Raw genomic sequence first — 25,820 nt, 5'->3', positions numbered from 1 at the left:
ATTTTGCAATAAGGGTAAAAAAAAGAACGGGAAATTCTATCCCGTTCTTTTTTATTTTAAGTTCTAATTTGTCAGCTAAAGAAAAGAAGTTTATTTCTGCAGTTTAATGGTGCGGTGCAATACGCCTGATTTGGTCACCAAACGGCTCACGTATAACCCCCCGGGCAAGTTACCACCATCCCATTCAAATTCGTATTGCTTGCCCGCCTCTACACTGCCCTTGTACAAAGTAGCTACCGGACTACCATTCAGGTTATAGATGGTGAGCGAAGCCGTACTGGTTTCAGATGCTTTAAACTGAATTCTGGCTTTTTGAGCCACCGGATTCGGAAATACCGTTAATGTCTCCTTATTGTTCAGCTTATCCGTGATAGCGGCTACATCGGCTTGCACGCTGGCGGCCCCAAAGAAAATAGTTTTAGTATCCCCCGCTTTGCCCTTACCTAAATTTTCGGGGTAAGTAGTGGCCGAAAGGGCGTATAAGCCAGTAGTAAAATTAATGCTGCCCCCGGAATTACCCGCTAAGTCGTAGGGCCGCAGGTTTTCGGTGGTGAGAATACCATTTAAGTTAAACTGCACGCTGCCTACTTCACCGGGACTAGTGATGGCTCGTATGTTAAGTTTTTGCGGTAAGTCGGGTAAATACAAAAGATCGCCGTTTTCTAAAGTTTTGATTATTTTGCCGGTGGCCACGTTCACCAACTCAAAACTAAGAATTTTTTCTTCCAGCACTCTAAAATGAACGGTTAAGGGCAGGCCGGCCTCGCCTTTTCCCAGCGTTTGGGAATACGGCGTGGCGGTTAAAGTATAATCGCCGGGCGCTAATTCAAAACTGTCGGAAGAACTCGGGTAATCGTAGGGCGCTTTGTTCTCCGTAATTTTTTTACCGTTTAGTTCCAGCACCACGCTGCCTACTTGCATGGGACCCGTTAAAGCCCGGAACCGTACTTTATTCGTGGCCAACCTTGTCAGGTTAATAACCGTGCCTTCGCTCAGTGTTTGGATCTCCTGGCCGTTACTCGCGTTTAAAATGGCAAAAGAGCGGGTACCGGGAACGGCTACCGCATTTACGGCATCAAAAGCATTCAGGAAACCATACCCGGTATTATAATCAAACCCAGGCTTGTCCATATCAATGGCGGTTTCCTGCATGGTCTGCAGAATTTTCTCCCGGCTTAGATTCTGGCCGGCTGATTCCTGCATGAGCGCCGCTACGGCTGCCGCATGCGGCGCCGCCGCCGAAGTACCGAAAAAATAATACTTACCCTGAAAAAGCTGATAGAAGAAAGTTGTATTTCCGCCATCCGGGGCCATTATTTCCGGTTTGCGCCGGACTACCTCTTTTATCCGTTTTCCATCCGCATCAAACAAAATAGGCGTGCCGCCCGCCGAAGAAAAATCCTCGGCTATTGGTTTGGGGGTGCCGTAAGCCGGCGTTTGGCCCCAGAAAACGGCCCCGGTACTAACTGCTCCGGCGGCATTGCTATGGCCCACAATGGTAGAACTTTTGGTATCGTGTTCTTGGGGTACGGCATCGCCGAAATTTATCCATTTAATGTAATTAGGGTCCGGACCGCTGTACTTGACGATAGCAATTTCCAGGTCGGCGCTGGAGCTGGTATCGGTGGTAATTCCCAGGTATTCCACGGGATCATTGCCTACGTTTTTCTCCAGGGAAGAAAGAAAAGTAAGCAATTCTCCTTGATAAAAAACCAATACATCTAAGTCGGTTTCTGCTCCCGGTAAACCACTCGCCGAGAAAAAAGGATCATCCCACTGCAGCGGCGCACTGAGTAAGCCCCCCTTCAGTAACCGGATGGTTTGGGTAATATCGCCATTGCCGAAGTCATGGGCTACGCCGTAATTTACGCCATCAACTACTATGTTTTTACCGGAATTTTTAAATTTGGCCTGGTACGATTGCCGGGCGCTGTTACCCGCCGAACTAAAGTAAGCTACATTTTTCTTAGCTACTTCGTCTACGGCCTGAGCAATTATTCCGTCCTGAAACATAGGTTCAGTGGGGTAGTACACGTCGTCGGTAATGATATTACAACCGGCTTTTTGCAAATCCAAAATGCCTTGGGCAAAATTAGCCTGCCCCAGGAAGGCCGTGTGAAAAGCTAATTTGGCGGCCGGCGCTACGTCGTGCACAATTTCTATCATGGCCCGCCCTTCATCAATATTATTAAAATTTATATAATCTTCGAGCACTTCTACGGGAGTAGTATAGCCATTCGGATTACCTTTGCCCGGTATATCCCCGGATTTAATTCCCTTTTCGGCGCCGCCCCGGCTATTGTAGCTATCGGATAATACCCCGATTTTGTTGCCTTTACCCTTTAAAACCTGGTACTCGCGCACCGAATCGGCGTACATGGCTACATCGCCCTGGCTGGTTACCTCGCCAACTTTATTAATGGGTTTATAGGCCGGCCGGGCAAAGTGCAAGTTGGGTAAAGCCGCCACTTTACTTAGCTTATTAATGGGCATTAATCCGGATACCATGCGGCCATAAGCGGCGGCGTGGGTCATACCCATTGCTTTTAGATCGGCGAGCAATTGCGCGGTTTGGTTAAGTTCCGCTACGGCTTCTATAACCACGTAATCGCCTTGAATTTGCAACAGGCTTTTCTTGGACAGCTTACCCGTACCTAGCTTTTGAATGCCATGGGTGCCGGCTTTGTGGTTCGCCTGCAGTTCGGCTAGTTCCGAGCCAATTTTAGCCAAAGGATGCGCCGCCGACATTTTGTAATTAGGCTTAGATTGCGCTTGCGAGCGAATGGCCAGACCGGGTAAAAGTACTAACCAACAAAAGAGCGTAAGCTTAAAAGATTTGTTTTGGAAGAAGTAAACCATTTGCTATTGAGTTAAATAAAAAAGGAATAAAACATCAAAAATTCTCCCCTTACCAGACTATTTTACGGGTAACAACCAGCTAATCTTTCCGGGGCAACCAAGGAGTAAAATAAAAATATACGCTTAAAAGGTATTAAAATCGGGTATTAAAGGCAATGTGCTCAGATACTATAGAAGTGATTAGATAATTACTAGATTATCTAATAATTGTTTCGGATTAAAGAACGGAAATTAACTTAATCTAAAGAAATAATATTTTCTTAATAAATATATAACCGCATTTAGTTCAGGACAGCAGATTCACGTTATCTTTTAGCCGGACACCGGATAGTTGTAAGCGCAAAGATTCTTTTATTAAATACAGTAATTTTCCGGCGGCAACCTTATAAGCAAGGCCGCCCACCCGGATGTTAGAAAGGCAATTACGGGATTCATCGGTTAAACCGGGGCGAGGTTGGTATGTTAAATAAGCGCCCATGCTGTCCGGTGCGCTTAAACCCGGTCTTTCCCCGATCAGAATCAGCGCAATTTTGGCATTTAAGGCCAAACCTACTTCGTCGCTAATAGCTACGCGGGCTTGTTGTACTACTGTTACCGGCGCTAAACTGAAACCAGCCGCGCGTAAAGCTGGAACCAAGATTTGCAACAGAGGTAAAGCATGCGCATTTATTGCCTCCGCGGACAAACCATCCCCCAAAATAAGAGCCACATCGGCCACCGGAGCTGCCAAAAGTTGTAGTTGTTGCAGCGAAGTCGGATTTAATTTCCGGCCTAAATCCGGGCGTTGTAAATATTCCTGCCGGTTGCTTACCTGGCTTTGTAATAAGTAAACCGGCAAAGCAAACTGCTTTTCTATGGCGTTACTAATTTCCGGGGTGTTTAATTCGGAATAAACGGCGTCGCGGGCATGGGCGTGGGCTAGTTTAAATTGCAGCGAAGAATGTAATGGCTCCGATACCCCGGTCCGGCCTAAAGCAATGCGGGCGGCGGTAAAAGCGCGTAATGCTTCCCAAGGGTCGGCCGCCATCGGCTTAGCATTAGATAAAGATTCTTTCTTCATACCGTTTACCCGAATTTTGTAAGCGCCGCAAACTTAAATTTTATACCGGCTAACGAACTGAGCCTTTTAAAATAAGCTTTTGCAACAGTAATTTGAATAGAAGATTTAAGCTTTTCTATTGTTACAATATACTAATTTTTATCAAGTTTTAAGCTAATTGCTGCAGCAAAGGATGACTGCTGCTAACGGGTAAAATTTGGCCGGATTTGTTTATAATTCCTTGCTGCAACAACCACTCTTCAAACTCGGGAGCCGGTCGCAAGCCCAGCACTTTCCGGATATACAAAGCATCGTGAAAAGAAGTGGACTGGTAATTCAACATAATATCATCGGCGCCCGGTACCCCCATGATAAAGTTACAACCCGCCACGCCTAAAAGTGTCAACAAATTATCCATATCATCCTGGTCGGCATCGGCGTGATTGGTATAGCAAATATCTACGCCCATGGGCAAGCCCATAATTTTCGCGCAGAAATGGTCTTCGAGAGCCGCCCGGATAATCTGCTTGCCGTTGTATAAGTATTCCGGCCCAATAAAGCCTACCACCGAATTTACCAGGTGCGGTTTAAAGTGGCGCGCCACCGCGTATGCCCGCGCTTCGCAGGTTTGCTGGTCTACATCAAAGTGGGCATTCGCCGACAAGGCGCTCCCCTGACCCGTTTCAAAATACATGACGTTGTTCCCGATGGTGCCCCGTTTTAAAGACAAGGCCGCTTCGTAGGCTTCCTGCAATAAAGCCAAGTGAATACCAAAGCTCTGATTCGCTTTTTCGGTACCGCCAATAGATTGGAAAACCAAGTCCACGGGAGCATGTTGTTCTATTAACTCCAGGGTAGTAGTTACGTGGCATAAAATACAACTTTGCGTTGGAATATAGTATTGTTGCCGCACGTAATCGAGCATCTCCAGCAAGAGAGCCGCCGTAGCCGGATGGTCGCTGGCCGGATTAATACCAATTACCGCATCCCCGCTCCCGTTCAATAAACCATCCAATACCACTGCCGCAATTCCTTTCGGATGATCCGTAGGATGGTTGGGTTGCAAGCGCGTAGCTAAATGGCCTTTTAAACCAATAGTATTGCGGAACCGCGTAATATTTTCGCATTTCTGCGCTACGCCAATCAGGTCCTGGTTGCGCATTAATTTACTCACGGCGGCGGCCATTTCGGGCGTTATGCCGGGTCCTAATTGCTGCAAAGTAAGGGTATCCGCCTTATCGCTGAGTAACCAATCGCGAAATTCACCTACCGTAAAATGCCGAATCGGGGCAAAAGCCGTTGCCGAATGGGTATCGATAATAAGGCGGGTAACTTCATCTTCTTCGTACGGAATCAGGGCTTCGTTTAGAAAAATCTGCAGGGGTACGTCGGCCAGGGTTAGTTGCGCGGCCACTCTTTCTTCGTAAGTAAGAGCAGCTAAACCAGCTAAAACATCGCCGGACCGGTACGGCGAAGCTTTGGCCAGTAACACTTTCAAATCCGGGAAAGTGTAAGTATGCTGACGGATGGTATAGCGATAGCTCATTATTCCGAAGAGTTAGGGACCGGGTTCACCAGAGGTATTCCGGCCGTAGGTACCGATTTTAAAGTAACATCCTGGCTTATCAGCTTTTTATGACTGCCGGTTAAATAAAAAATTAAAAAAGTAATACATAAACCAGCTACGAACAGGATACACAACCAGGTATAGTAATACAAAATAGCCAAAGCGGAAACGGCGGCCAGCAAAATAGCAATAGCCGGCAAGTACGGATAACCAGGAGCTTTAAATGGCCGCGGTAAATGAGGTTCTTTCTTTCGTAAAATAAATAAACTAACCATACTTACCAAGTACATGACCACTGCCCCGAACGTAGATAAGATAACCAGTTTACTGGTATCCAGGAAAAACAAAGCGAGTATGCCAAAGCCGGCTCCCGCTGATAAGGCCCAATGCGGGGTTTTAAAACGAGAATGAATCCGGGATAGCGAAACCGGTAAATAACGGCTACGAGCCAAAGCAAATACCTGCCGCGAATACGTTAAAATAATACCGTGAAAAGAGGCCACTAAACCAAACAAACCAATTCCGGCAAATAACTGGGTAACCGGATTATTTTTACCTAATACCAGGCCAATGGCAGCGGGCAAAGGATAATCAATGGTAGCCAGATTTTTCCAATCGGTAATTCCGCCGGTTATAATCATTACGGCCAGGGCTAATACGAGTAAAGTTAAAATACTGGAAATATACCCTTTCGCAATGGCTTTTTTGCTGTCTTTTACTTCTTCGGCCACCATGGCTATGCCTTCGATGCACACGTACAGCCAAATGGCAAAAGGCAAGGCCGCAAATACGCCCCACCAGCCAAACGGCAATGGATTATGAAAAAAGTTGGCGGGTTTAAACGCTGGCGCCACAATACCCAGGTAAACTACTAACTCCAGCACCGCCAAAGTAGTTACCACCACCGAAAATAAAGCCGATTCTTTAACGCCTAATACATTTAAGCCGGTAAAAACCACGTAACTACCTAAAGCCGTAACTAATACGGGAACCGAAGGATACAAAAAATGCACGTAACTTCCTAAGGCAAAAGCAATGGCCGGTGCAGCAAAGACAAATTCTACCAGAGTAGCGTAGCCGGCTATCAAAGCGCCGAGGGGTCCCATGGCCCGGTAGGCGTAAGCAAAAGGGCCGCCGGCGTGCGGAATAGAAGTAGTTAGCTCGGTAAAACTAAAGACAAACGTAAGGTAGAAAATAGTTACCAGTAAGGTAGCCACTAGAAATCCCAGTGTTCCGGCTACTCCCCAACCGTAGTTCCAACCAAAATACTCTCCCGAAATAACCAGCCCCACTCCCATTGCCCAGAGATGAACCGGCTTTAAAACCTTTTTTAATTCGGGTTGAGTTGGAGTCATACCATTGTAATTTGATAGAGATGAAAATTTACGATAATTTACGGGTAACAGCTAAATTTATCGGGTAAATACTTTAAAATGAAAGCATATAGCAACAATTTAGATTAATATTTTAAAAATATACCTAAAAATAAATCCACTTAGCCAAAAATAAATTCTAAAATTATCTTCCCCTTCTGTCATGATTGGCTTTACCAAGGCGGCACTGCCTGTATAGGATTAGCAGCATTGGCTTTCCGCGAAACCTTTGTTTTTTTTTATAGTTAAGTTTTGGCAAGATAACATTGGCCCACAATAGAAAAATGGCAGGGTTTTAAAAATGAGCCAAACCGGACCTTAGGTTTCGCTTTATTCGCCAATGGTTTAAAGCCTAAAAAAGGAAGCTCCCAGATTTGGATTACAGTTAAGAAGATAGAACCTAATATACGGCTGCCAGAATTATGGTAGCCGGCAAACTGTTGGGATAAAAGTGGAATTTTCCTAATTAAAGTACGCAATAGATAACGTTAAGAAATTTAAGAAACATATTCGCTGGTGGCAGGGGTTAGTACTGGGGCAAGTGTTGTAACCGGTAGCGTAATTTGAATAATAGTACCTTGGGGCTCGGCGGACTTAATTTGTAATTTACCCGTTAATATACTGAGTCGTTCTTGCATCCCGCGTAAACCAAACCCGCTTTTAGGCGCCGATTGGGTATTTGCCGGGTTCATTCCTTTCCCGTTATCTTCCACGCTCAGCTGTATTTGACCGTTTTCCCGAATAATGTTCACGTGGGCACTGGTAGCGCCGGAGTGTTTTACAATGTTATTTAAACATTCCTGCACAATGCGGTACACGTTAATTTCTTGTTCTTTCGGAAATAAGTTATCGATCGAATCAGCTTTTACCCGGATGTCAATACCGCTGCCTTCGGCCACCTCGTCGGCCAGGCCGTTAATGGATTGCGTGAGCCCCAGCATGTCTAACTGAAAAGGACGCAGCCCGTAAGAAATAGTCCGGATTTCGCTGATGGTATGAGAAACAGTTTCAGTTAAATCGTCGGCGTGGCGGGCTAATCTTTCGGGGTCATCTAAGCGTTTTTTCAGCAGAAGAATACGGTTTTTCATCAGAATTAAACTCTGCCCCACACTGTCGTGCAGTTCGGCGGCAATGCGTTTACGCTCGTTTTCCTGCGACTGAATTAATTCCTGCGAGAAAGCAATGGCCTGCTGCATGGCCTGAGCTTGCGCTTGTTCTTTTTCCAGCTTGTAAAAATTAAACTTGCTGGCCAACGCGTACGATAAAACTACTGCTTCAATGAACGAACCGAGTTGCAGACTGCTTTCGGTAAAAGCCGTTTCGGGTACTAAATTATTGTCTTTAGCGATATAAATTAAAATACCGATACCTAAGGCGGCTAAACCTAAAGTATAATAAAGCGCCGGTTTAAAGCCGCGCCGGTAAATCAGAATACCGGCCGTGTACACGTACAAATAAACCGGAATAAAGGAAATTAACATCCAGGCAAAACTCCAGACATACAGGCGCAGTAAGTTTAACAGCATGATAATGCCCACCGATACCACAATAATCCAGCGCAAGCGGTAAAGTTTGGGTAAATACTGTTTTACTTGTAAAATAGCATTGGTAAACCACAGCGAAAACAAAATGGCTAAACCCGCAAACAGCCGGATGTGTACTATCCAGGCGAGGGGCCCGGGCAGCCATTCCAACAGGTAACCCCGGATACAGGCAGTATCGGCCGCAATCGAAAAGATAAATAAAATGTAAAACAAATACGCTTTATCACCCAAAGAAAAATAGACGAATAAATTGTACATCATCAGGGCGAACAGCAAACCAAAGTAAATACCATTCAAGAGGTCAATGGTGTGGTTCTTCTCGTAAAGCGCCGGCATGGTAGCTATTTGCAGGGGAAAACGCAGAATGTTGCGGCTCCGGAAACGCGCATAGTACGTATGTTCGGCCCCAGCGGGCAGGTTAAGCGGTAAAATTAACCGGTTTGTTTTCACGGGGCGGGATTCGTAGGGTTGTCCCGCCCCGGATTTTATTTTCTCAAAGTTGCCGTTGGTGGTCTCGCGGTATAAATCTACTTCGTGCAGAAAAGAACTACCCACTTCCAGGTACCATTTATCTTCCGGGCTGTTATTACGGACCCGGAACACTGCCCAAACCGCCGAAGAAGAAGGCCCGTACACCGGCGCTTCCTGCTGGCTTCTGGTAAATAAGGCACGTTGCGCCTTCACCTGATCAAAAGTTAGTTTTCCGGTAGGGTCTTCGCGTAAATAAACCTGGTTGCCAATATCGTAACTAATTAATTTGCTTTTTAAAGTTATGAGCGGTTCCGCTGCGGCCCAGGAAGATGAAACGCAGACGAACTGTATTAAACTTAACAGTAACACCGACAAAAGAATATGAAAACGCATAACAGCAGGTAATAAAATTACAGGTAAGAATATAAGTAAGCCGTAAGTTTTAAGTAACCGGTAAACCGCTATTGAATGTAGAAAAATATTATAAATTCCGGAAGCATTCTATTCTCTATTTAGCCGCTTCAAAAAATTAAAACTCTTGAAATTAGCCGGTAAAATTTTGACTACTTTTTCGCTACCTCTTCCAGTCAAATTTATAATTTTTAAATTTAATTTTATATGAATTATTCCTTGGTTAACCTGGGTTACGCGGCTTTATTTATTTTTAGTTTAAGGAAGCACGTTTGATTGAAAATTATAATTGTTTACTAATCAATCAAATAAAGCCAGAAGACAGAATTAACTCGTTAGCCTTTTATCTAAATATAATTTAATTATTTCTAATATAAGCACTACTACCTAGATAAATGAGTAATAACGCCTATTCTCCTGGGCAGAAGCAGTTAGTACCTTTGTTCTATCAAACAAGGCAAATAAACCAGTAAACCATTTAAACTAATCAGTAAAATTTTAAAACCAGTTTAAACCATTAATCCACCCAAACAAATCAATTTACACCTCATGAAAAAATTTACCTTATTTCTGTTCTGTTTAGTAGCTTTTTTTACCATTTCTCAAGCGCAAGCCCAAACGCCTGTTAAAAACAAATATTTAAACGCCGGCATTGGTTTAGCGGCTTATACCGCCGGTGGTATTCCCATTGGGGCCTCTTTGGAGGTAGATTACAAAAATAATATTTCCATTGGTGGCTTTTTCGACTATGCCCGGTACGGCTACCAATCTTTCGGCTACAAGTGGAACTACAATTTCCTGTATTTCGGGGCTCGCGGCTCTTACCATTTGGGCGAGTTGCTGAAAGACCTGGACATGGACGACAGCAAATTTGACCCGTATGCCGGGGTATCGCTCGGAATCAGAACGGCCTGGTACAACGACAACACCGATTATAATGATTTCAAAAGTCCTTACTCCGGTGGTATTTTCTTAGGGGTACACGCCGGTAGCCGGTACCTATTCTCGGAAAAACTAGGTGGTTTTGCTGAAATAGGCTACGGCGTTTCCGCGCTGCGCCTGGGCATCACGGCTAAATTTTAAAACGCTTACCAATTACCAATTACCAATAATCAGTTACCATTTACCAGTTACCATTTACCCAATTAAAAATTAATTCATCCCTCCATTAGTCAAAATAAAACTATCTAATCGCAACCTTAAACAATTTATTCAAATCCATTCTATTTACAACTATGAAAACCTTATTCAATTTTAAGTTAATTGCTATTCTGCTTTCCTTTGGTTTCTTCGCTACTTCCTGCACCACCGATGATGACAATGACAACAACAACCCCAAACCAAGCGGCAACACCGAGTACAACGGCGAAAAGTTTACGATTAAAAACGGCTACTATGCCCTAGGCAACGGCATAAAATTATTCGGCAACGCGCCTACGCATCATTTAGATTTCTTGTTCCTGACTGATGGAACGCCTAAATTTTCGAATGACGGGGAAATTACCGAAATGCAGGATGGTAAAATTGCGTTGTTAGGAGCGCTGCTTTCGCCGGATGGCGCCAGCTTTAAGCCCGGTACTTTTGAGTATACCAATATGGCGGCCGATATAAATTTAACTCCGGCCCAAGTAGAAGCCAAATACAAAAATAAGGCGTTCTTTTACGAATCTATTGTGCGGATGGACACCGACGGCGACAAAAACTGGGAAGAAGAAGCCGATGTAAAAATTACCGGCGGCACCATTAAAGTAACGGGTGCTCTACCGGTAATTACCACGGAATATAACTTAACTTTGGAAAACGGTAAAACCCTAAAAGGCAGCTTCGGCGGCACGTTCCAGAAGTTAAACATGGACGTAAACGACGGCGAATAATAAAATTCTGCCTTGAGCCGGAACGAACAAAGAATATTCAAACCATTCATTCAGGCAGTAAAATTCCATTTGCTCCTTTAAAGGGTAAATGGAATTTACATTTTCCTTAAAAAGAAATTTCAAAACAATAGTTTTTAATGGAGCTTAGTATTGTTCTGGATTAGTAACATCAAACTAGTAAAAAATAACCCAGTAAACAAGAAAAAGCAATAAATTACATACCTTGAAAAATCAGGCGGTGCATTTTATAGTATCGACTTATTTAGTAATACAAAATGCGATACGCGTATTTGGTATTGCCGGGTTTTAAAAGCACCGCATCCAGCCATACCAAATACGCGTAACGCATTTTGTATGGCTGAATGGCTTAGTATACACATAATTTGTTGAAATATAGATGAATTACAAAAAACATTTTCACGAATTGCAAAAACAGGTGGTATTTGTATATTTGTTTACAATAGGCGAAAACATGCGTCTATTTAAGAGTTGTGCGTAATTAATTGACCAACCAAAATCATTGAAATGCTATCATTGCCATCCTTCGGAATTCTTGCAAAAGCCTTCAAGGACTTTTTTGACATAATTTTCAAAATAGGCGAATATGAGCAAGCGCAGCGTGAAAAGAAGTTTAAGGAAGTAATACTCCCAGTTTATCAAACCTTCAATACAATACACGCAGAATACATTAAAATCATTGACTTCTGTATTGCTGCATTACCGCTTAAGGACGAAAGCACTATTGACATCCCTGAAATTGAAGGTGTGACAAAAAGCGACCCGCAAAAAATATACTTTATGTCCGACAACACAATTGATGATTATAATAAGCGCATAATTTTTATCAAGGACTTTATTGAAAAAGAAAGAAATAAAAATGACTATAATAGAATTGAGGTTCGCTCTAAATCCGCTGCAATCTTATTAACAGCTGATAACCTTTTAGAAAAACGCTTTTTAGTTTCTCTCTTCAATTATTTTTTAGACTTTACAACTCCGATGCTTGACGACAATGACTTGGACAGTTGGATTTCAAAATTGCTTGAAGACAACGGAGTTGATAAGTATACTCACACACCTTCTTATGTAATACGAGAAACTATTTCGCCACTCACAGATGATGAACAAATAAGGACAGTTCTGCAAGAAGCAAGAAGTAGGCTTAATGACTATTATCCGCAAGTTTCTTTTTGTTTGACAAAAATTCAGACTGACTTATTAAACGTTGCCTGACTTTAACTACGCACAACATGGGTATTGCTGCAATTTGGGCTGGACGTTGTAAGCATCAGCAGCAGTTAAAAATTCAGCTTTAATTCCGGCTTGACGTTATAAATTTGACTTTTGAACAAAACATCAGCAACAGTACAGTTATCAGCAGCAGTCCCGGCGTGACGAGTTTCAAATGCCCAAACTGCAGCAATACCTGTTCGTTGTGCGTCACCCTTTGTAACCTCTTTTAAACTTGAACTAACTCAATAAATTCTTAAATGGCATTAGAAAGTCAAGACAATGTAGATAAGTCGGAAAAAAATGACAATGTAATTATCGGATTAATAGTTCTTTCAGTAATACTAATCCTATTTTCATTTTTAGCCCCGATTATTTTCACGGGTCCATCAAATAATCAACGATACAACTTCAAGGACACTGGACCAATTGGTGATACTATTGGAGGACTAATGAACCCCTTTATTGCTTTGGCTGGAGTGTTCATTACATTTCTTGCTTTTTATATGCAACTAAAAGCAAACAAAATCCAAGTTGACATCTTCAATAGAAATCAAAAAGAACAAACCAATCTATTGAAAGAGCAGCTATTTTTTCGTCTTGTTGACAATCTCAACCAACGAATAATTAATTTTTCTTACTCCGAAAACACAAGTTATAAAGCTCTAGATAACTTAGTCAACATATTCTTCAAAAAGATTGACTTTGAATGTATTGGATTAGGTCGACAACTATTGGCCAAACAGCCTGAAAAAATAGATTTGGTTCATTATATTAAAATCCTTCAAGCGACTACTCTGAATGATTTACCATCTCCCGATAACGCAAAGAAACTAAAACAATCGATAGTAGAGAGAAAAGGTTTTAATGACAGATGGGAATACATCAAACATGTTGTTGGAAGTACCGACAATAAAAATGAAAATGCAAACAACGCGTTAAGGGCAATAGGTCACGTCAATTTTTACAAAATAGATTTCAGTGAGAGAGAAAACATCTATATAACCGTCTATGATGATATTTATCGTGAATTTAGCGGATTTACGGATGGCTACACCAAAAGTTTATCATACCTTATAAACTTCATAATCGAAAATAATGGAAATCAGTTTTTTATTGACTACTTAAAAAGTAACCTAAGTACTCAAGAACTTATTTTAATTTTCTATTTCTGTGCATCGAGGAAATCGAATGAACTTTTCCGACAAAATATCAAATTAACTAACCTGTTAGACGGCTTAACACAAGCTAGGGAAAAATTCATTGATTTGCCTTCAACGTTAGAGTTAAAAGCGGAGATTGAGCATATTCTAAATAGGTTCGATGTTACTTTCGGATAAGGCGAACGCACAACATGAAGCTTTGTGCAAGTGGGGCTGGACGTTGTTAGCTTCGGCAGCAGTTCGCTACTCGGATTCAGTCCGGGCTTGACGGAATGCTATTGGGCTTTTGGTTTTTGAACTGTACTTTAGTTCATTATTCAGCAGCGGTTCCGGGCAGACGGAATACTAATTCCACACCTGCAGCAAGCCCTGTTCGTTGTATGTAACTTTATTACAAACTTTTAGATAATTACAGACATGAAAAGAAACAAATTTATTGCATCTATTCTGACTGTAATGTCAGCTCCACTTTTTGCACTTTCGCAATTGAAGGACAAATTGCCTAGACAAAAAAAAGGGTTTAAGATATTAGCAGGCGAAGGGCGAATTCACGGACACATTAAATTGAAAGGAGTAAACTCAAATATTCTTGATGTGAAAGTTTCTGGAAGCGACACTAATGGCGAACTTGCAATTTTTGAGCAGACTTCACTGTCGCAGGGCAAAGGAACACCTTTACACATTCACAATGCACAGGACGAAATATTTTATGTCATACAAGGTGCATATAAGTTTAAGGTAGGAGACGAAATATATAATTTAACAACTGGTGACAGTATCTTTTTGCCAAGACAAGTCGCTCATGCTTGGACACAAGTATCAGAAAAAGGAAAAATGACTGTAATAATGCAACCGGCAGGGAAATTGGAAAATTTCTTTGTGACTATGGCTTCGTTAAACCATGAACCAAGTCAGCAGGAAATAGCAAAAATTTTTGCAGATAATGACATGCAGGTTGTTGGACCACCTTTGAAAATTGACTAGCTGGAAGGAAAAATTTCACACAACATGGGGCTTGCTGCAAGTGTAGCTGGAAGTTGTTTGCACCAGCATTTGTTCGCTATTCGCCTTCAGTCCGGGCGAGATTTCACGAAGGAACTACAAATTACGGCGGTCATATAGAACGTGTCGGCAGTACTTATCTTGAGTCTGGATTTAAGCCGGAGGTTATCAGCAGTTTAATGGACAAAGGACACCTTATCCGAATGGGCAAAGGCATTTTTGGGGGCTATCAAGCCATTATGCTGAAGGGCGGCGTATACTATGGCGCTTCAGAATCTCGCAAAGACGGCCAGGCAACGGGCTATTGACGCTGAAAGCGAATTGTAAACGCAGGTGGTGAGATCACGCATAAAAGAAAATGCCTTGGGCTGATATGCTTTAGATGGCAAAGCGCCCCTAACAAATGCTTGCTAAATTAGCGGTTGAAATACAGGGATTAAACCGACGAACATTTTGTGTACCTCATAAAATAAATCAACGACAGAACTGCCAATGCCGCTACTTCAGCAAGCGGGCAAACGTTGGTGGCAATTGGCAAAGCATTGATATAATTAGAAAACAAAGTGATACAAAATTCTAACTCCACTTTCATTGACTCAAAGAAGCATCTGCTCATTCTGGATGCTTTGCGCGGGCTTGCTGCCATCATGGTCGTTACAATGCACACCTTCGAATTGTTTTGCGAAGGCGACTACCACAAACTGTTTATCAACCATGGCTATTTGGCGGTTGATTTTTTCTTTATGCTTTCCGGGTATGTTATGGCACATGCCTATGACGACCGCTGGAACAAGATGACTGTTGTTGATTTTTGCAAGCGCAGGTTGATACGGTTGCACCCGCTCATCATCCTGGGAATGACCTTTGGTGCTTTGCTTTTCTATTCACAAGCGTCAGCCGTTTTTCCGAAAATAGCCGGTACACCGGTTTGGCAGTTGGTTATGATAACGGGTGTTGGGTATTCTTTGATCCCGATACCACCAGCGATGGATATTCGGGGCTGGAACGAAATGCATCCGCTTAACGGACCGGCCTGGTCGCTGTTTTTTGAGTATCTGGCAAACATTTTACATGTATTTATTTTAAGAAAATTACCCAACCTGGTTCTTTCCCTGTTCGTATTCATGGCGGCTGTTGCTTTGTTCCATTTGGCGATAACCAAAACATCAGGTGATTTGATTGGCGGGTGGTCATTGGAGCCAGAACAATTACGAATTGGCTTCACCCGTCTTCTGTTTCCTTACATGGCAGGCATGCTACTGCGCAGGACCGTGAAGATTGGAAGCAATAAAAGGACTTTTTTGTTAACCAGTGCTTTATTGGTTTTGGTTTTAAGTTTTCCACGCGTGGGAGGTCACGAGCATCTTTGGTTAAACGGGTTGTATGAGGCTCTAATCATTGTCCTTGTTTTCCCGCTAATAATATACCTGGGCGCCATTGGGGAAGTGAAAGGAGTTAGGAGCCAAAAGGTCTGCACTTTTCTGGGCGATATTTCATACCCGCTTTACATTACCCATTTTCCTTTTGTCTGCGTTTATTATGCCTGGATTACCAACAATAAAACGCCACTAGCACAAGGTGCTCTAATAGGTATTTTATTGATAATAGGAGCAATTGCCCTGGCGTACGCAGCATTGAAAATGTATGATTTGCCAATCAGAAAATGGTTAGCAAGGCAGTTTATTTACACGAAAGATAAAAAACTGCCACCAACAAGGTATTTGCAAAAGCAGGGCAGGAAGTTGTAACTTCAGCTATGTGCCGGCATCAGCAGCAGTTCGGGCTCGACGTTCAATTTTCAACTTTGGTTCATAACTTCAAGAATATAATTTTAATGGGTCATTTGTACCGGGCTGGACAATCATTGAATTCCCTGCCTTCGCAAATACTCGAACGTTGCCTGCAATTTTTTTGAACGACAGCAATAAGTTTTAACAGAGACATCTTTTCAGTGAACAAAAATTATGGAGCCTGAACTTTTATCCGAAGCAAAATTTACTTCTTATGACAGTAAAGGACATGAGATTACTCACGACTACGGAAAAATTTATGAAGTTGAGCATAGCCGACTTATAATAGCAGCTTCAAAAAATCAAATTGAATTAATTCTTAGACTTGTTGACACATTAACCCCGCCATTTTACATCCTCTATGTTTTAGTCGTATCACGACTTGACAACGAACGTGGACGTTATCAATCACCCTTAATTGAAACAAAAGAAGAATTGAAACATTTTCTGCTTGAATACAAACTGTATTTTGAAACGGACGGCAGACACCATCTTTGGATTTGTACACTTGACAATTCGGGAAGATTTATTTATGACCAACACAACCTAATTTTTGCGTACGGGCAGACTGAAAAATATATTACCCTTTTGGACAAAGAAGGCTTCAAAGAACAAAATTTTTCTTTTCCGGTTCCACATGCTCATGCTTACAATGAAAGCAACGACAGGTTTGAAGAAAGCATTTTGGAGTATTGGGACTGGTCAGTCTACCCTCTTGCAGACGATGACGAATACGAGTGAAATAAAACGGCCGGCAGCATGGGGTTTGCTGCAAGTTTGGCTGGACGTTGTTAGCATCAGCAGCAGTTCGCTGTTCGGCTTAAGTCCGGTTATCTTGATCATCTCGCTTCTGAAAGCATACTTATTTTAGGTAGTTGTCATACTTATGCACACTATAGATTTATCAAACCCATTCAACAGTGTTGTCTCAAGGCAAATAACACGAATTAGTTACTTCACTTTTTAATTAAAATACTAAGCTATGTAGCCCGACAACCCGCCAAAAACCGCAGCATAAGGGCTATGTTATGAACAACCTAAACCAGTTTTGGGCAGATAGCCAAGCATTTATATGGATGGGAGTTGTAATTTATGGGATTGCAACTATCTTTAAAAAAGGAGTTGCAATCCAACACAAAAACGATTTAACTGTTTAAGGTATGCCAATTGTTGTAAACTTAGATGTGATAATGGCAAAGAGAAAAATTTCTTTGAATGAACTTGCCGAAAGAGTTGATTTGACATTATCTAATCTTTCCATCTTGAAGACAGGTAAGGCAAAAGCAATCCGTTTTAGCACCTTAGACGCCATTTGTAAAGCCCTGAACTGTCAACCGGGTGATATTTTGGAATACGTGAACAACGACAAACTAACAACAAACCGCTAGCCCAGGGTTGGCGTTAGTGGGGCCAAACGTTGTACCATCGGCTGCAGGTTACTACCAACTTTCATTCGGGCTGACGGAAGCTGTTCAGAAATGGTGATTTTATTAAATAGGATATCTTTAGTCAAGCTTAGCCGCTATGTAATCCGCCATAAACAGCAAGCATTTGTTAGCAGCAAAGGGCAATTTTAACTAACTTGCAAATACGCATGGAGCGAATAGCCAATATATTCCAGCCGAATACCAGCCCCGAAAATTTATTGATTCGGCATATTTGGCGTATTCAGGACATTCAGTTAGTTAAGCGCACCGAAACAATCCTGCCAAAAGGAACGGCGGAAATTATTTTCAATTTTTCGGAGGATATAACCAGTTTCCGGTCAAACGAGAAAGATATTTTTAACCTACCCAGTTATTTTATTAACGGCATTAATTTTACCCCTTATAACTTATCTATCCGGAGCAAACAGTATTTTGTGGGAATCCAGTTTAATGCTTTTGCCCTGAAATACATTTTCCATATTCCTACTCTCGAATTTAACGATCAGGTTTTGGCCGGTTCTTTAGTTTGTAAATCGTTGGATAATTTAGCCGAGGAACTACGAGCGGCTCCTTCTTTTCCGGGACAAGTGGCGGCCATCCTGAAATGGGTAAGGTGTAAAATAAAAGAAGGTTCGGAACTAGCGGCCAACAACCGCATTATTAAACTGCATGCCGACCCCGAAATTATTAATCTTTCCGTACACGCTCTTAGCGACAAATACAATGTTACTCCCCGCCATTTAAGCAGATTGTGCAACGAATACTTGGGAATGAGTACGGAAGAGTTAGTGCTTTATAAAAAATACTTGTCCGCTTTGCACCAAATACACCAACCGCACCCCTCGCTTACCGAAATAACTTATAATTGCGGCTTTTACGACCAGGCTCACTTTGCGAGAACGTTTAAACTATTTACGGGTTTAACTCCCCGGCAATACAAAAAAGCAATGGGAGAACTACCCGGGCATATTTTTACCCTCTCCGAAAAGTAAGGTTTACCCATCTTCCCTCTTAAATTATCTTTGCTTTTTCGGCGGAAGAAAACAATTTGCGAACACGCCAATTTTAGGTAAAAGCCAGTCAAATCTTTTTGTTTTAGTTCTTCTATTCCTTTAAACCTCAATTATTTAATAAAAAAATCCTCTTTTCCGCAGGATGTCCGTTTGATACAATTTTTGGGCTGTATACCGGTAGTATTTTTACTAAAAATGTAATGTATCCACCTAAAATTAGTATTCATTATGAATGTGAAAGACCTTGCCTACTCGTTCGCTTGCCTTTCTTTTGCGGTTGTAATTGGAGCCGCGGTTTATGAACATTTAGCGGTAGTTCCGCAATGGAGCGCCGCCCCTCCCGCTTCGTTGAGCATGTTTCAAGGGCAATACGGCCTGAATGCCGGCGCCTTCTGGCAGCTGATTCATCCAATTACTTTGCTTCTTTTTATTACTGCCCTTATTCTTTCCTGGAAAACCGAAAGAAGAAAAAGTATGCTGATAACCTTATCGGGCTACTTTATTATCCTGATTATTACGGCTATCTACTTTGTACCGGAACTTCTCGCTATCACCGGTACCGCCTTTTCCGAAACCGTAGATGCTGCTTTAACCAAGCGGGCGCAGCTTTGGGAGCTTTTAAGTCAGATTAGATTAGTGGTCCTGGTTGTTTTGTCGCAAGTGTTGTTTTTAGGTTTAACCAAAGCGGCCGCTAAAGGGAGTACTAACCAAATAAATCCGAAAGTTAGAGTAGCACCACCGCAACAAGTAGGAGTTTAAGCACCGGCATTTAATCAAAATGAGAATAATCAGCTAAGCCTACTTAATACACCAGCAATTTTTTAAAAAGATAAAAAACAAAAAACCAATCCTATAAAAACGTAACCTATGAAAATTTCTTATCCGCACACCATCACCAACAGCGAAGGTGAAAAAATAATTTTTCACGGCGTACAAAAAGATCCCGATGGAGACAAAGTTCTAGTCGAAAACTTTGTGACGCCCGGACACGGTCCCGCCATGCATACCCATTTTCTGCAAGACGAAGCATTAACCGTAGTTTCCGGGAAACTGGGGTATCTCGTTTTGGGTCAGGAGGAACGATACGCGCACGAGGGCGAAACCGTACTATTTAAACGCGGTGTACCGCACCGTTTCTGGAATGCCGGCCAAGATATTTTAAATTGCCAGGGCTGGATAAAACCGGCAAATACCATTGTCTTTTTTCTTTCAGCCATTTACGAGGCGCAAAACAAATCCGGCAAAGCAGAACCCGAAAAATTTGACAGCGCTTACCTTTTAACCCGCTACGGGCAGGAATACGATATATATGGAATACCAAAATTCGTTAAGAAAACCGTAATGCCGCTGACCTATATGGTTGGACGGATGCTAGGAAAATACCAGCACTTTGCAGACGCTCCCGAACCCGTAAAAGCATAAAATAGATTACCAATTAATATCCCATACCCAACCGCTGTTTTGAGCCATTTAAAAAAGAATTTAACTGGCACGAAGCGATAGCCCTTAAATTTAACGTAACCAAAAGCTTTCGAGAAATTTAAGGTTTAAAGGCTTACCTGTTAACGCAGTAGCTGCTACTAACTACTGGTTAGTTTCTTCCAGCAGGACTAATTCTTACTTTAAGCTGCTATTAACCAAATACTTTTCAGTAGCCAGGTTTCACCATTTCCGTTTACCTGAAAATAGTACCCTTCTTTTATTTCATTTGTCTTTCATTCAGCTGACCACTTTAAACCAGGGAAAATTTGCTTGGTTTAGAGTGGCCGGCTGCTTTTTAGCGCCGCACTAATTTACTTTTTGGGTAATTCAGGTGCTGTTTAATTTTCCGGATTTGGCGTAAATGCCGGTCGGTGTGGCCGAATACGTTGATATATACCTGGTGAATATTGGGCCGGCCGGGTTTCAGAAAATACTGGCGCAAATCTTCAAGGGCCGTTTTTAAATAAGCCATCGATTCGTTTCTTCTCTTCAAAAAAGCGGCTACGTTATCTTTTCCTTCGTACAGTCCGGTGGGAACCGAAAAAGTGAAAGGTTTGGTGTATTCGGTAGTAACGTGCGGTTTTTCTTCCCTAATAAAGCTTAAAATAACACTATCGGGTTTGGCGGCTTTTGCCAGTTCCGGTTGCGGACCCGCGGCCAAGGCCTGGCTAACTTCCCGGTCGAAAAGTAATTCCCATAAGGCAATATGCTCCACTACTTCGTTAATCGACCACCGGTCCGGCGATTCTTTAAACTTCCATTGTTCGGGTGTTAGGTTAGTAGTTTCCTTAACGAGCAAGTCCCGGCTGCGCGCCAGGTTATCCAGCAAATACTTACGGTCCGCTTCGGACCAAGGCGCAATTTGCTGCGCCGAGGCGGAGAAAGTAAGCAGATTAAATGCGAGGACCGAAAGAAAAATTTTCAGAATGGTTTTCATGGATGTAAGGATTAATTTAAGTACCTTTTTAAGCTTCAACCAGCCTTTCGCCAAATGAATGCCTTTACTACTCATCATCCCCCTACTCCCTTTGAAGGGGAACATTTTGATATTTTTGCGAAAGTCTTGTTGAAGTAAGTATGGATTAATCTGGTTTAATTGAAGCTGATCATAGAATAGCAACTGCCCCGGCCGGCTAATTTTTACTCAAAGGTATTTGGCCTTGCTAGCTTATTATTGTAAAAAAGCGACAACTTGCTTGATTTCTTTACTATTAAGCTGCTATTTTAGAAGCCATTAGCTATTTTTTATGCTCTATCAGAAGTTTTCCCCCTGTCCGGCGCTTTTTCCTTACGTGGAGTGTTATTATGTATGGGAGAACTACGAGGCGGAGAACGAAAACTTTCAGGTAGAGTCGCCTCCCAGCGCTTTTACCGCGATGGTATTTAACTATGCCGACGATTATTTTGTGGCCTATAAGCAGAATCCCCTCCAATTAATGCCTCGCCAATTTATGGTAGGTCAGCTCACCCGGAGTTATACTTTACATTTACCCGGCAAAATTGGCATGGCCGTTATTGTTTTTAAGCCCACCGGCATTGCTTCTATATTCGGCATTTCCATGCATACGCTTACCGAAGAGAGAACGGATTTAAAGGCGCTGCTACTATCCTCGGTAATAGAAAGTACTTTCCGGGCAATACAGAGAGTAGCCGATGCTTGTGTTAAAGCAAAATACCTGGAGCAATTTGTTTTACATTTTTATGAATTAAATTGCCCGGAACCCGATATAATAGATTTGGCCGCGAACCAAATTGTGGAAAAATATGGTCAGGTAAATATTAACGACCTGTGCAGCGAGTACGCTATTTCCCGCCGCCAGTTCGAACGAAAATTTTTACAGAAAGTAGGTTTAAGCCCCAAGTATTACGCCCGATTAAGACGTTTAGGCAGAATTTGCGCCTTGATAGCTGGGAAAAAAGAAGTTAACTGGCAAGATTTATATTTTGATTCAGACTATTACGACCAATCTCACTTTATCAAGGATTTTACCGAGTTTACCGGCCGTTCTCCCTCCGAGTATTTAAATGACAACGCCGAACTTATTCATTATTTAAAATAATAATATTTTTTTGGCTTGTCGCATTTTTACAATATTCCGGCTGGTCGGAGAAAGTAGCTTTGCCTCATAAACTTATAAAAAATAAAAATATGGAACAGCTACAAGTACAAACCCGAAAAATTGAAATGAAAAATGCGTGCGTTCATTTCATGTTCTCTTACCAAAATAAAGATGTATCGCGCATGATGCGCTTCTGCGACCCCGCCGGCGAAGTTTATTTCGTACCCTTAGGAGAAGCCGGCCGCGGTAAAATTGGCGAATTAGGCCAAAATCTTTGGAGCCTCTTAATTGAATGCTTTCCGGATATTAACAACACGATCGATGCCATTGTCTCCGAAGGCGAATACATCCGGTGCCAGGTCCTCATTACCGGTACGCAGGCCCAGGATTTTGCCGGTATTCCCAATAAAGGCAAAAAATTTAACAGTGATCATATTTTTATTTTTCATCTGAATGAAAATAATAAAATAGATAACATTGAAATACAATGGAATCACGAAGATTTTGTAAGGCAGTTGAGCCATTAGATAGTACGCTTTTGTTAAATTTGTAAGGTTCTTATAATAGAATCTGCCCCTATTTTAATTCTTTTAATCCGGATTATTCCCTGGTTCCTTTACCATAGGATATTTCTTGCCCGTTTTATTATCCACAGGAGATTACAGTCAGGAGCGCCGACCCTCTTGGCTAGTATGGCGGAGCTATCGCTAACTTAACACAACTTTGCTAAGCCGGAACCGTCCGGCCATCTAGCTTCCTTACTCCCATGGAGATGAAAGTAGGTAAAATTGAAAATTTCTTCAGCAGTTAATTAACTCCCGCCTGAGTAAGAACAGTAAAGCAAATCAAAAATTTAAATGAATCATCCAAAGAAAGGCTTGGGATAAAACCAGGCCTTTTATTTGAAAGTACCGGCTGAATTCTTGCATTTGATTAAATAATTCAGATTGGAAACCTGGTTTACTGGTAATTTCATGTATTAGAGTGGCTCTCCAGAACTTTAATTCATTAACCAGTTTAGGGCTTCTTCTTTATCTAAAAAGGTTTTCATTTCCATTTGCTTTTTACCCGCCTCATTCGTTTCTACGGCCGATTGAATCCGGAAAACATCCATGGCGGCTAAAGTCGTCTGGCTGATTAAATAAGCAAACCGTAAATTATTTTCTTTAAACAAGGGTACTATTTCCCGCATCAGCCAATTTTGGTCCCCTACTTCCAAATAAGCTCGCTCCCGGATATCAAATAATGCTTTATCTATGTGATTAGCCAACGCATAATCCACTACCCGCCGAAGCTGCTCCCGAAAACTAGCGCTCGTAGGTTGTTGCAACCAGGTAGTTTGTAAATATCCTTGTTCTTGGTCCGCTTCTATTTTAATAAAATCACTCGCGTAGACCAAGGTTAAATTTAGCTGGAATTTCAATTATATACTCCTTTATTTTAGTATACCCTTTTTGCTGTTCGCAGGCATATTGGTAAATATCCGTATCTATTTTCCCTAATTCAACTGTGGCGGTCCTACGAAAATAAATTTAAAAACTAAGGTAGGCGATAATTTCAATTTTCTTCTATTAAAAGTAATCTAATACCCGTTAAAACACGGATTTGCTGATTCAGGGAGTATAAACAAAGGCAAATAGTAATTTTCCGGCTAAAGGATTATTCGATAGTCGCTCAATCGCGTATATTCATTTTAAACTGAGTTCCGGTTGGCACGACAGTCGCTCTTGGTTGTTCAGAATCTCGCTTATAAGTGCGCGTAAGATCAGGCTAGTGAGGGGTATAATGAAATAATATTAAATTAGCCATATACTTCCCGGATTGGAAGGAACAACTAACACCGTAAGATTATGATCGTATTTGCTATAAATAACATGGAACTGGAATACCATCCGGAGATAAAGATGGTAGAAGTAAGGTGTATTGGTGACTTTTCGGTAGAAGATTTAGCTTTATTGTGGTTGAAGGCGGTAGAAGTTATTAATAAATACGAAATAGAATGCGTTTTATTAGATGCTACTCATGTTGCGGTAAGACCGGAATTTACAGTAGATGAAGATCAGGTACAACAATTCTTTTCGGAGAACTTTCCTATACCGGCGGTTAAAAAAGTAGCCCGTGTTTGCGCCGGGTCTAACGGTTACGATGAAAGAATGGCAAATTTGTACCAAAGAGTATTACAACAAAACGATTCCATGTCGGCATTTGCCAACTTTGGGCATCATTACGAAGCCATGGAGTGGCTAATGGAGAAAAGTTAATGCATTCGGAAATTTATCCTTCGTAAATTCATGGGCTTCCTAAAATTGAAAGTAGTTGGATTGTAAAGATAAGTGGGCCAATAAAAAAGCCTGGTTTGATACCAGGCTTTTTTGTACCGTTTTTATTTAGAATAGTTGCGCTTTAAACTTATTCTTTAATTAACTAAATAGAACCAGAATGTATAAGTTCTCCTAAATAAGATTTGTTACATAAGGTAACTTACTCACGTTTTAGATCGTTAATTTTGATTGATGTTGGATATTAAGTCTTGTAAAATGGAAGCTTGAATTATTTTTGCCTCCACTATATACCTTTTAAACAACTTAAATCCCTGCCTTAAAATTTTTGTTAGTTTACTTATTTCCGCCGGAGTCCATTCCGGGAAATAAAACTCGCCACTCGGGTGTCCTAGAATAGGGTCGCCAACAAAAATATTATTACCCCAATAAAGTTTGTCATAAATCCGGTTCCGGAGCCGGCTAAGTTTGTCCCCGTTAAAAGTTAACTTTAAAGAATACGCTACATCGGTAAATAAATTCCAGGCCGTCAAACAATCCTCACAATCAGGTTGATCATCCGGTTCTTGCAGCCATGCTTCTACGGCATCTAAGTTGTGCAAAATAGGCTCTTCATTTTCTATCCTTAAATTTTTAGCTGTAGCGTATTTCGCTAAGTCCGATTCACTTCTAAAAATAGGAATGCGGCCCCGTTCATTTAATACTATCTCCTCGGGTTCATCCTCGATGTAATCCAATTTATAAATCCAAATCAGGTACCTATCTACTTGATGGAGTCGAAACCAAGTAGCAAAATATTGTTTTTTCATTTTATTAAAAATCCAGAATAACTCTATGCTAATTAGCTAGAGTTATTGATGTGTGATACAGTATGAATAACTAAAAATCAAAGAAAAGTCCCTTTTGAGCAAGCAAGGTTAAGCGCTCTGTACCAAAAAATTGCAGGATCAGTAGTTTTTCCTCTTGGGAACTTGAGTAAATGCGCCCTATAAACCTAGCCGAAACTTAGCTTATGTAGCCAGACAAATACCCTCCCAATAGTAAAACAGCAGCTAACCGCCACCTTTAAAAGGGGTAGAAGAATTAAGAAAAAATTAAAAAATAGAAAGGTGCAAATACCCTTATCTTCTTTTGGTAAGGATTAGGATTATTTTTCTTTGAAAAGAATATAGAAAATGCTCAAAAGTTTCATAATGACCCATCTACGATGATTGGGGCAAGTAGGTTAAAATTATT

General features: G+C 41.6%; 23 protein-coding genes. 15 read left to right on the top strand and 8 right to left on the bottom strand.

Going from position 1 to position 25,820, the window contains the following annotated elements; genetic code table 11:
- Positions 1-90: 90 nt before the first annotated feature.
- From AHMF7605_RS02020 to AHMF7605_RS01995, 5 genes are all read right to left on the bottom strand, one after another.
- Positions 91-2,859, bottom strand: a complete 2,769-nt coding sequence (locus tag AHMF7605_RS02020) for a S8 family serine peptidase (RefSeq protein ID WP_106925957.1) — start codon at positions 2,857-2,859, stop codon at positions 91-93.
- Between the two features lie 286 nt (positions 2,860-3,145).
- A complete protein-coding gene (gene eutC, locus AHMF7605_RS02015) occupies positions 3,146-3,919 on the bottom strand; it encodes an ethanolamine ammonia-lyase subunit EutC (RefSeq protein WP_106925955.1) in 774 nt (257 codons plus the stop codon).
- A 148-nt stretch (positions 3,920-4,067) separates the two neighbouring features.
- Positions 4,068-5,444 carry an ethanolamine ammonia-lyase subunit EutB gene (locus AHMF7605_RS02010; RefSeq protein WP_106925953.1) on the bottom strand — a complete coding sequence of 459 codons (1,377 nt, stop codon included), beginning with the start codon at positions 5,442-5,444 and terminating at the stop codon, positions 4,068-4,070.
- Positions 5,444-6,820, bottom strand: coding sequence for an ethanolamine permease (gene eat / locus AHMF7605_RS02005; protein ID WP_106925951.1), 1,377 nt, complete (start codon positions 6,818-6,820; stop codon positions 5,444-5,446). Before eat ends, AHMF7605_RS02010 begins: the two co-directional genes overlap by 1 nt.
- A 515-nt stretch (positions 6,821-7,335) precedes the next feature.
- Entirely contained in the window at positions 7,336-9,246 is a 1,911-nt protein-coding gene (locus AHMF7605_RS01995; RefSeq protein WP_106925947.1) for a sensor histidine kinase, read from the bottom strand.
- Positions 9,247-9,813: 567 nt separating this feature from the next.
- Between AHMF7605_RS01995 and AHMF7605_RS01990 the strand changes: the two genes are divergently transcribed.
- The 12 genes from AHMF7605_RS01990 (at position 9,814) to AHMF7605_RS01940 (ending at position 20,185) form a co-directional block, all read left to right on the top strand.
- Complete coding sequence (locus tag AHMF7605_RS01990; RefSeq protein WP_106925945.1) at positions 9,814-10,347, top strand: porin family protein; 534 nt, start codon at positions 9,814-9,816, stop codon at positions 10,345-10,347.
- Between the two features lie 152 nt (positions 10,348-10,499).
- On the top strand, positions 10,500-11,138 hold the full coding sequence (locus AHMF7605_RS01985) for a hypothetical protein (RefSeq protein ID WP_106925943.1): 639 nt from the start codon (positions 10,500-10,502) through the stop codon (positions 11,136-11,138).
- A gap of 525 nt (positions 11,139-11,663) precedes the next feature.
- Positions 11,664-12,371 carry a hypothetical protein gene (locus AHMF7605_RS01980; RefSeq protein ID WP_106925941.1) on the top strand — a complete coding sequence of 236 codons (708 nt, stop codon included), beginning with the start codon at positions 11,664-11,666 and terminating at the stop codon, positions 12,369-12,371.
- Between the two features lie 257 nt (positions 12,372-12,628).
- On the top strand, positions 12,629-13,708 hold the full coding sequence (locus AHMF7605_RS01975) for a putative phage abortive infection protein (protein WP_106925939.1): 1,080 nt from the start codon (positions 12,629-12,631) through the stop codon (positions 13,706-13,708).
- Between the two features lie 240 nt (positions 13,709-13,948).
- A complete protein-coding gene (locus tag AHMF7605_RS01970; RefSeq protein ID WP_106925937.1) occupies positions 13,949-14,515 on the top strand; it encodes a cupin domain-containing protein in 567 nt (188 codons plus the stop codon).
- A 197-nt stretch (positions 14,516-14,712) separates the two neighbouring features.
- Positions 14,713-14,841 (top strand): hypothetical protein, encoded by a 129-nt coding sequence (locus tag AHMF7605_RS30385; protein ID WP_317046487.1) that lies wholly within the window; start codon positions 14,713-14,715, stop codon positions 14,839-14,841.
- Positions 14,842-15,096: 255 nt separating this feature from the next.
- Positions 15,097-16,281, top strand: a complete 1,185-nt coding sequence (locus AHMF7605_RS01965; RefSeq protein WP_106925935.1) for an acyltransferase family protein — start codon at positions 15,097-15,099, stop codon at positions 16,279-16,281.
- A gap of 216 nt (positions 16,282-16,497) precedes the next feature.
- Positions 16,498-17,064 carry a hypothetical protein gene (locus AHMF7605_RS01960; RefSeq protein ID WP_106925933.1) on the top strand — a complete coding sequence of 189 codons (567 nt, stop codon included), beginning with the start codon at positions 16,498-16,500 and terminating at the stop codon, positions 17,062-17,064.
- A 419-nt stretch (positions 17,065-17,483) separates the two neighbouring features.
- On the top strand, positions 17,484-17,711 hold the full coding sequence (locus AHMF7605_RS01955; protein WP_106925931.1) for a helix-turn-helix domain-containing protein: 228 nt from the start codon (positions 17,484-17,486) through the stop codon (positions 17,709-17,711).
- A 206-nt stretch (positions 17,712-17,917) separates the two neighbouring features.
- Positions 17,918-18,742, top strand: a complete 825-nt coding sequence (locus tag AHMF7605_RS01950; protein WP_106925929.1) for a helix-turn-helix domain-containing protein — start codon at positions 17,918-17,920, stop codon at positions 18,740-18,742.
- Between the two features lie 249 nt (positions 18,743-18,991).
- Entirely contained in the window at positions 18,992-19,522 is a 531-nt protein-coding gene (locus AHMF7605_RS01945; RefSeq protein WP_106925927.1) for a hypothetical protein, read from the top strand.
- A gap of 108 nt (positions 19,523-19,630) precedes the next feature.
- A complete protein-coding gene (locus AHMF7605_RS01940) occupies positions 19,631-20,185 on the top strand; it encodes a cupin domain-containing protein (protein WP_106925925.1) in 555 nt (184 codons plus the stop codon).
- Between the two features lie 355 nt (positions 20,186-20,540).
- On the opposite strand, the gene AHMF7605_RS01935 is transcribed toward AHMF7605_RS01940, so the two are convergent.
- On the bottom strand, positions 20,541-21,287 hold the full coding sequence (locus tag AHMF7605_RS01935) for a DinB family protein (protein WP_233218866.1): 747 nt from the start codon (positions 21,285-21,287) through the stop codon (positions 20,541-20,543).
- Positions 21,288-21,492: 205 nt separating this feature from the next.
- Here AHMF7605_RS01935 and AHMF7605_RS01930 point away from each other — a divergent pair, with 205 nt between their 5' ends.
- Together AHMF7605_RS01930 and AHMF7605_RS01925 are read left to right on the top strand one after the other, a co-directional pair.
- A complete protein-coding gene (locus AHMF7605_RS01930; RefSeq protein WP_106925921.1) occupies positions 21,493-22,305 on the top strand; it encodes an AraC family transcriptional regulator in 813 nt (270 codons plus the stop codon).
- Positions 22,306-22,394: 89 nt separating this feature from the next.
- Positions 22,395-22,832 (top strand): ester cyclase, encoded by a 438-nt coding sequence (locus tag AHMF7605_RS01925; protein ID WP_106925919.1) that lies wholly within the window; start codon positions 22,395-22,397, stop codon positions 22,830-22,832.
- Positions 22,833-23,305: 473 nt separating this feature from the next.
- Here the strand turns inward: AHMF7605_RS01925 and AHMF7605_RS01920 are convergent, their stop codons facing one another.
- Positions 23,306-23,728, bottom strand: coding sequence for a hypothetical protein (locus tag AHMF7605_RS01920; RefSeq protein WP_106925917.1), 423 nt, complete (start codon positions 23,726-23,728; stop codon positions 23,306-23,308).
- A 427-nt stretch (positions 23,729-24,155) separates the two neighbouring features.
- Between AHMF7605_RS01920 and AHMF7605_RS01915 the strand changes: the two genes are divergently transcribed.
- The gene (locus tag AHMF7605_RS01915) at positions 24,156-24,566 is read left to right on the top strand and encodes a hypothetical protein (protein ID WP_106925915.1); all 411 of its coding nucleotides are present in this window, start codon (positions 24,156-24,158) and stop codon (positions 24,564-24,566) included.
- Positions 24,567-24,805: 239 nt separating this feature from the next.
- On the opposite strand, the gene AHMF7605_RS01910 is transcribed toward AHMF7605_RS01915, so the two are convergent.
- Complete coding sequence (locus AHMF7605_RS01910; protein WP_106925913.1) at positions 24,806-25,393, bottom strand: hypothetical protein; 588 nt, start codon at positions 25,391-25,393, stop codon at positions 24,806-24,808.
- Positions 25,394-25,820: the final 427 nt, after the last annotated feature.

The sequence above is a fragment of the Adhaeribacter arboris genome, from assembly GCF_003023845.1.
Classification (GTDB): Bacteria; Bacteroidota; Bacteroidia; order Cytophagales; family Hymenobacteraceae; genus Adhaeribacter; species Adhaeribacter arboris.
The sequence above is the reverse complement of the archived record's forward strand: the minus strand, read 5'-3'. Positions and strand labels throughout refer to the sequence as shown.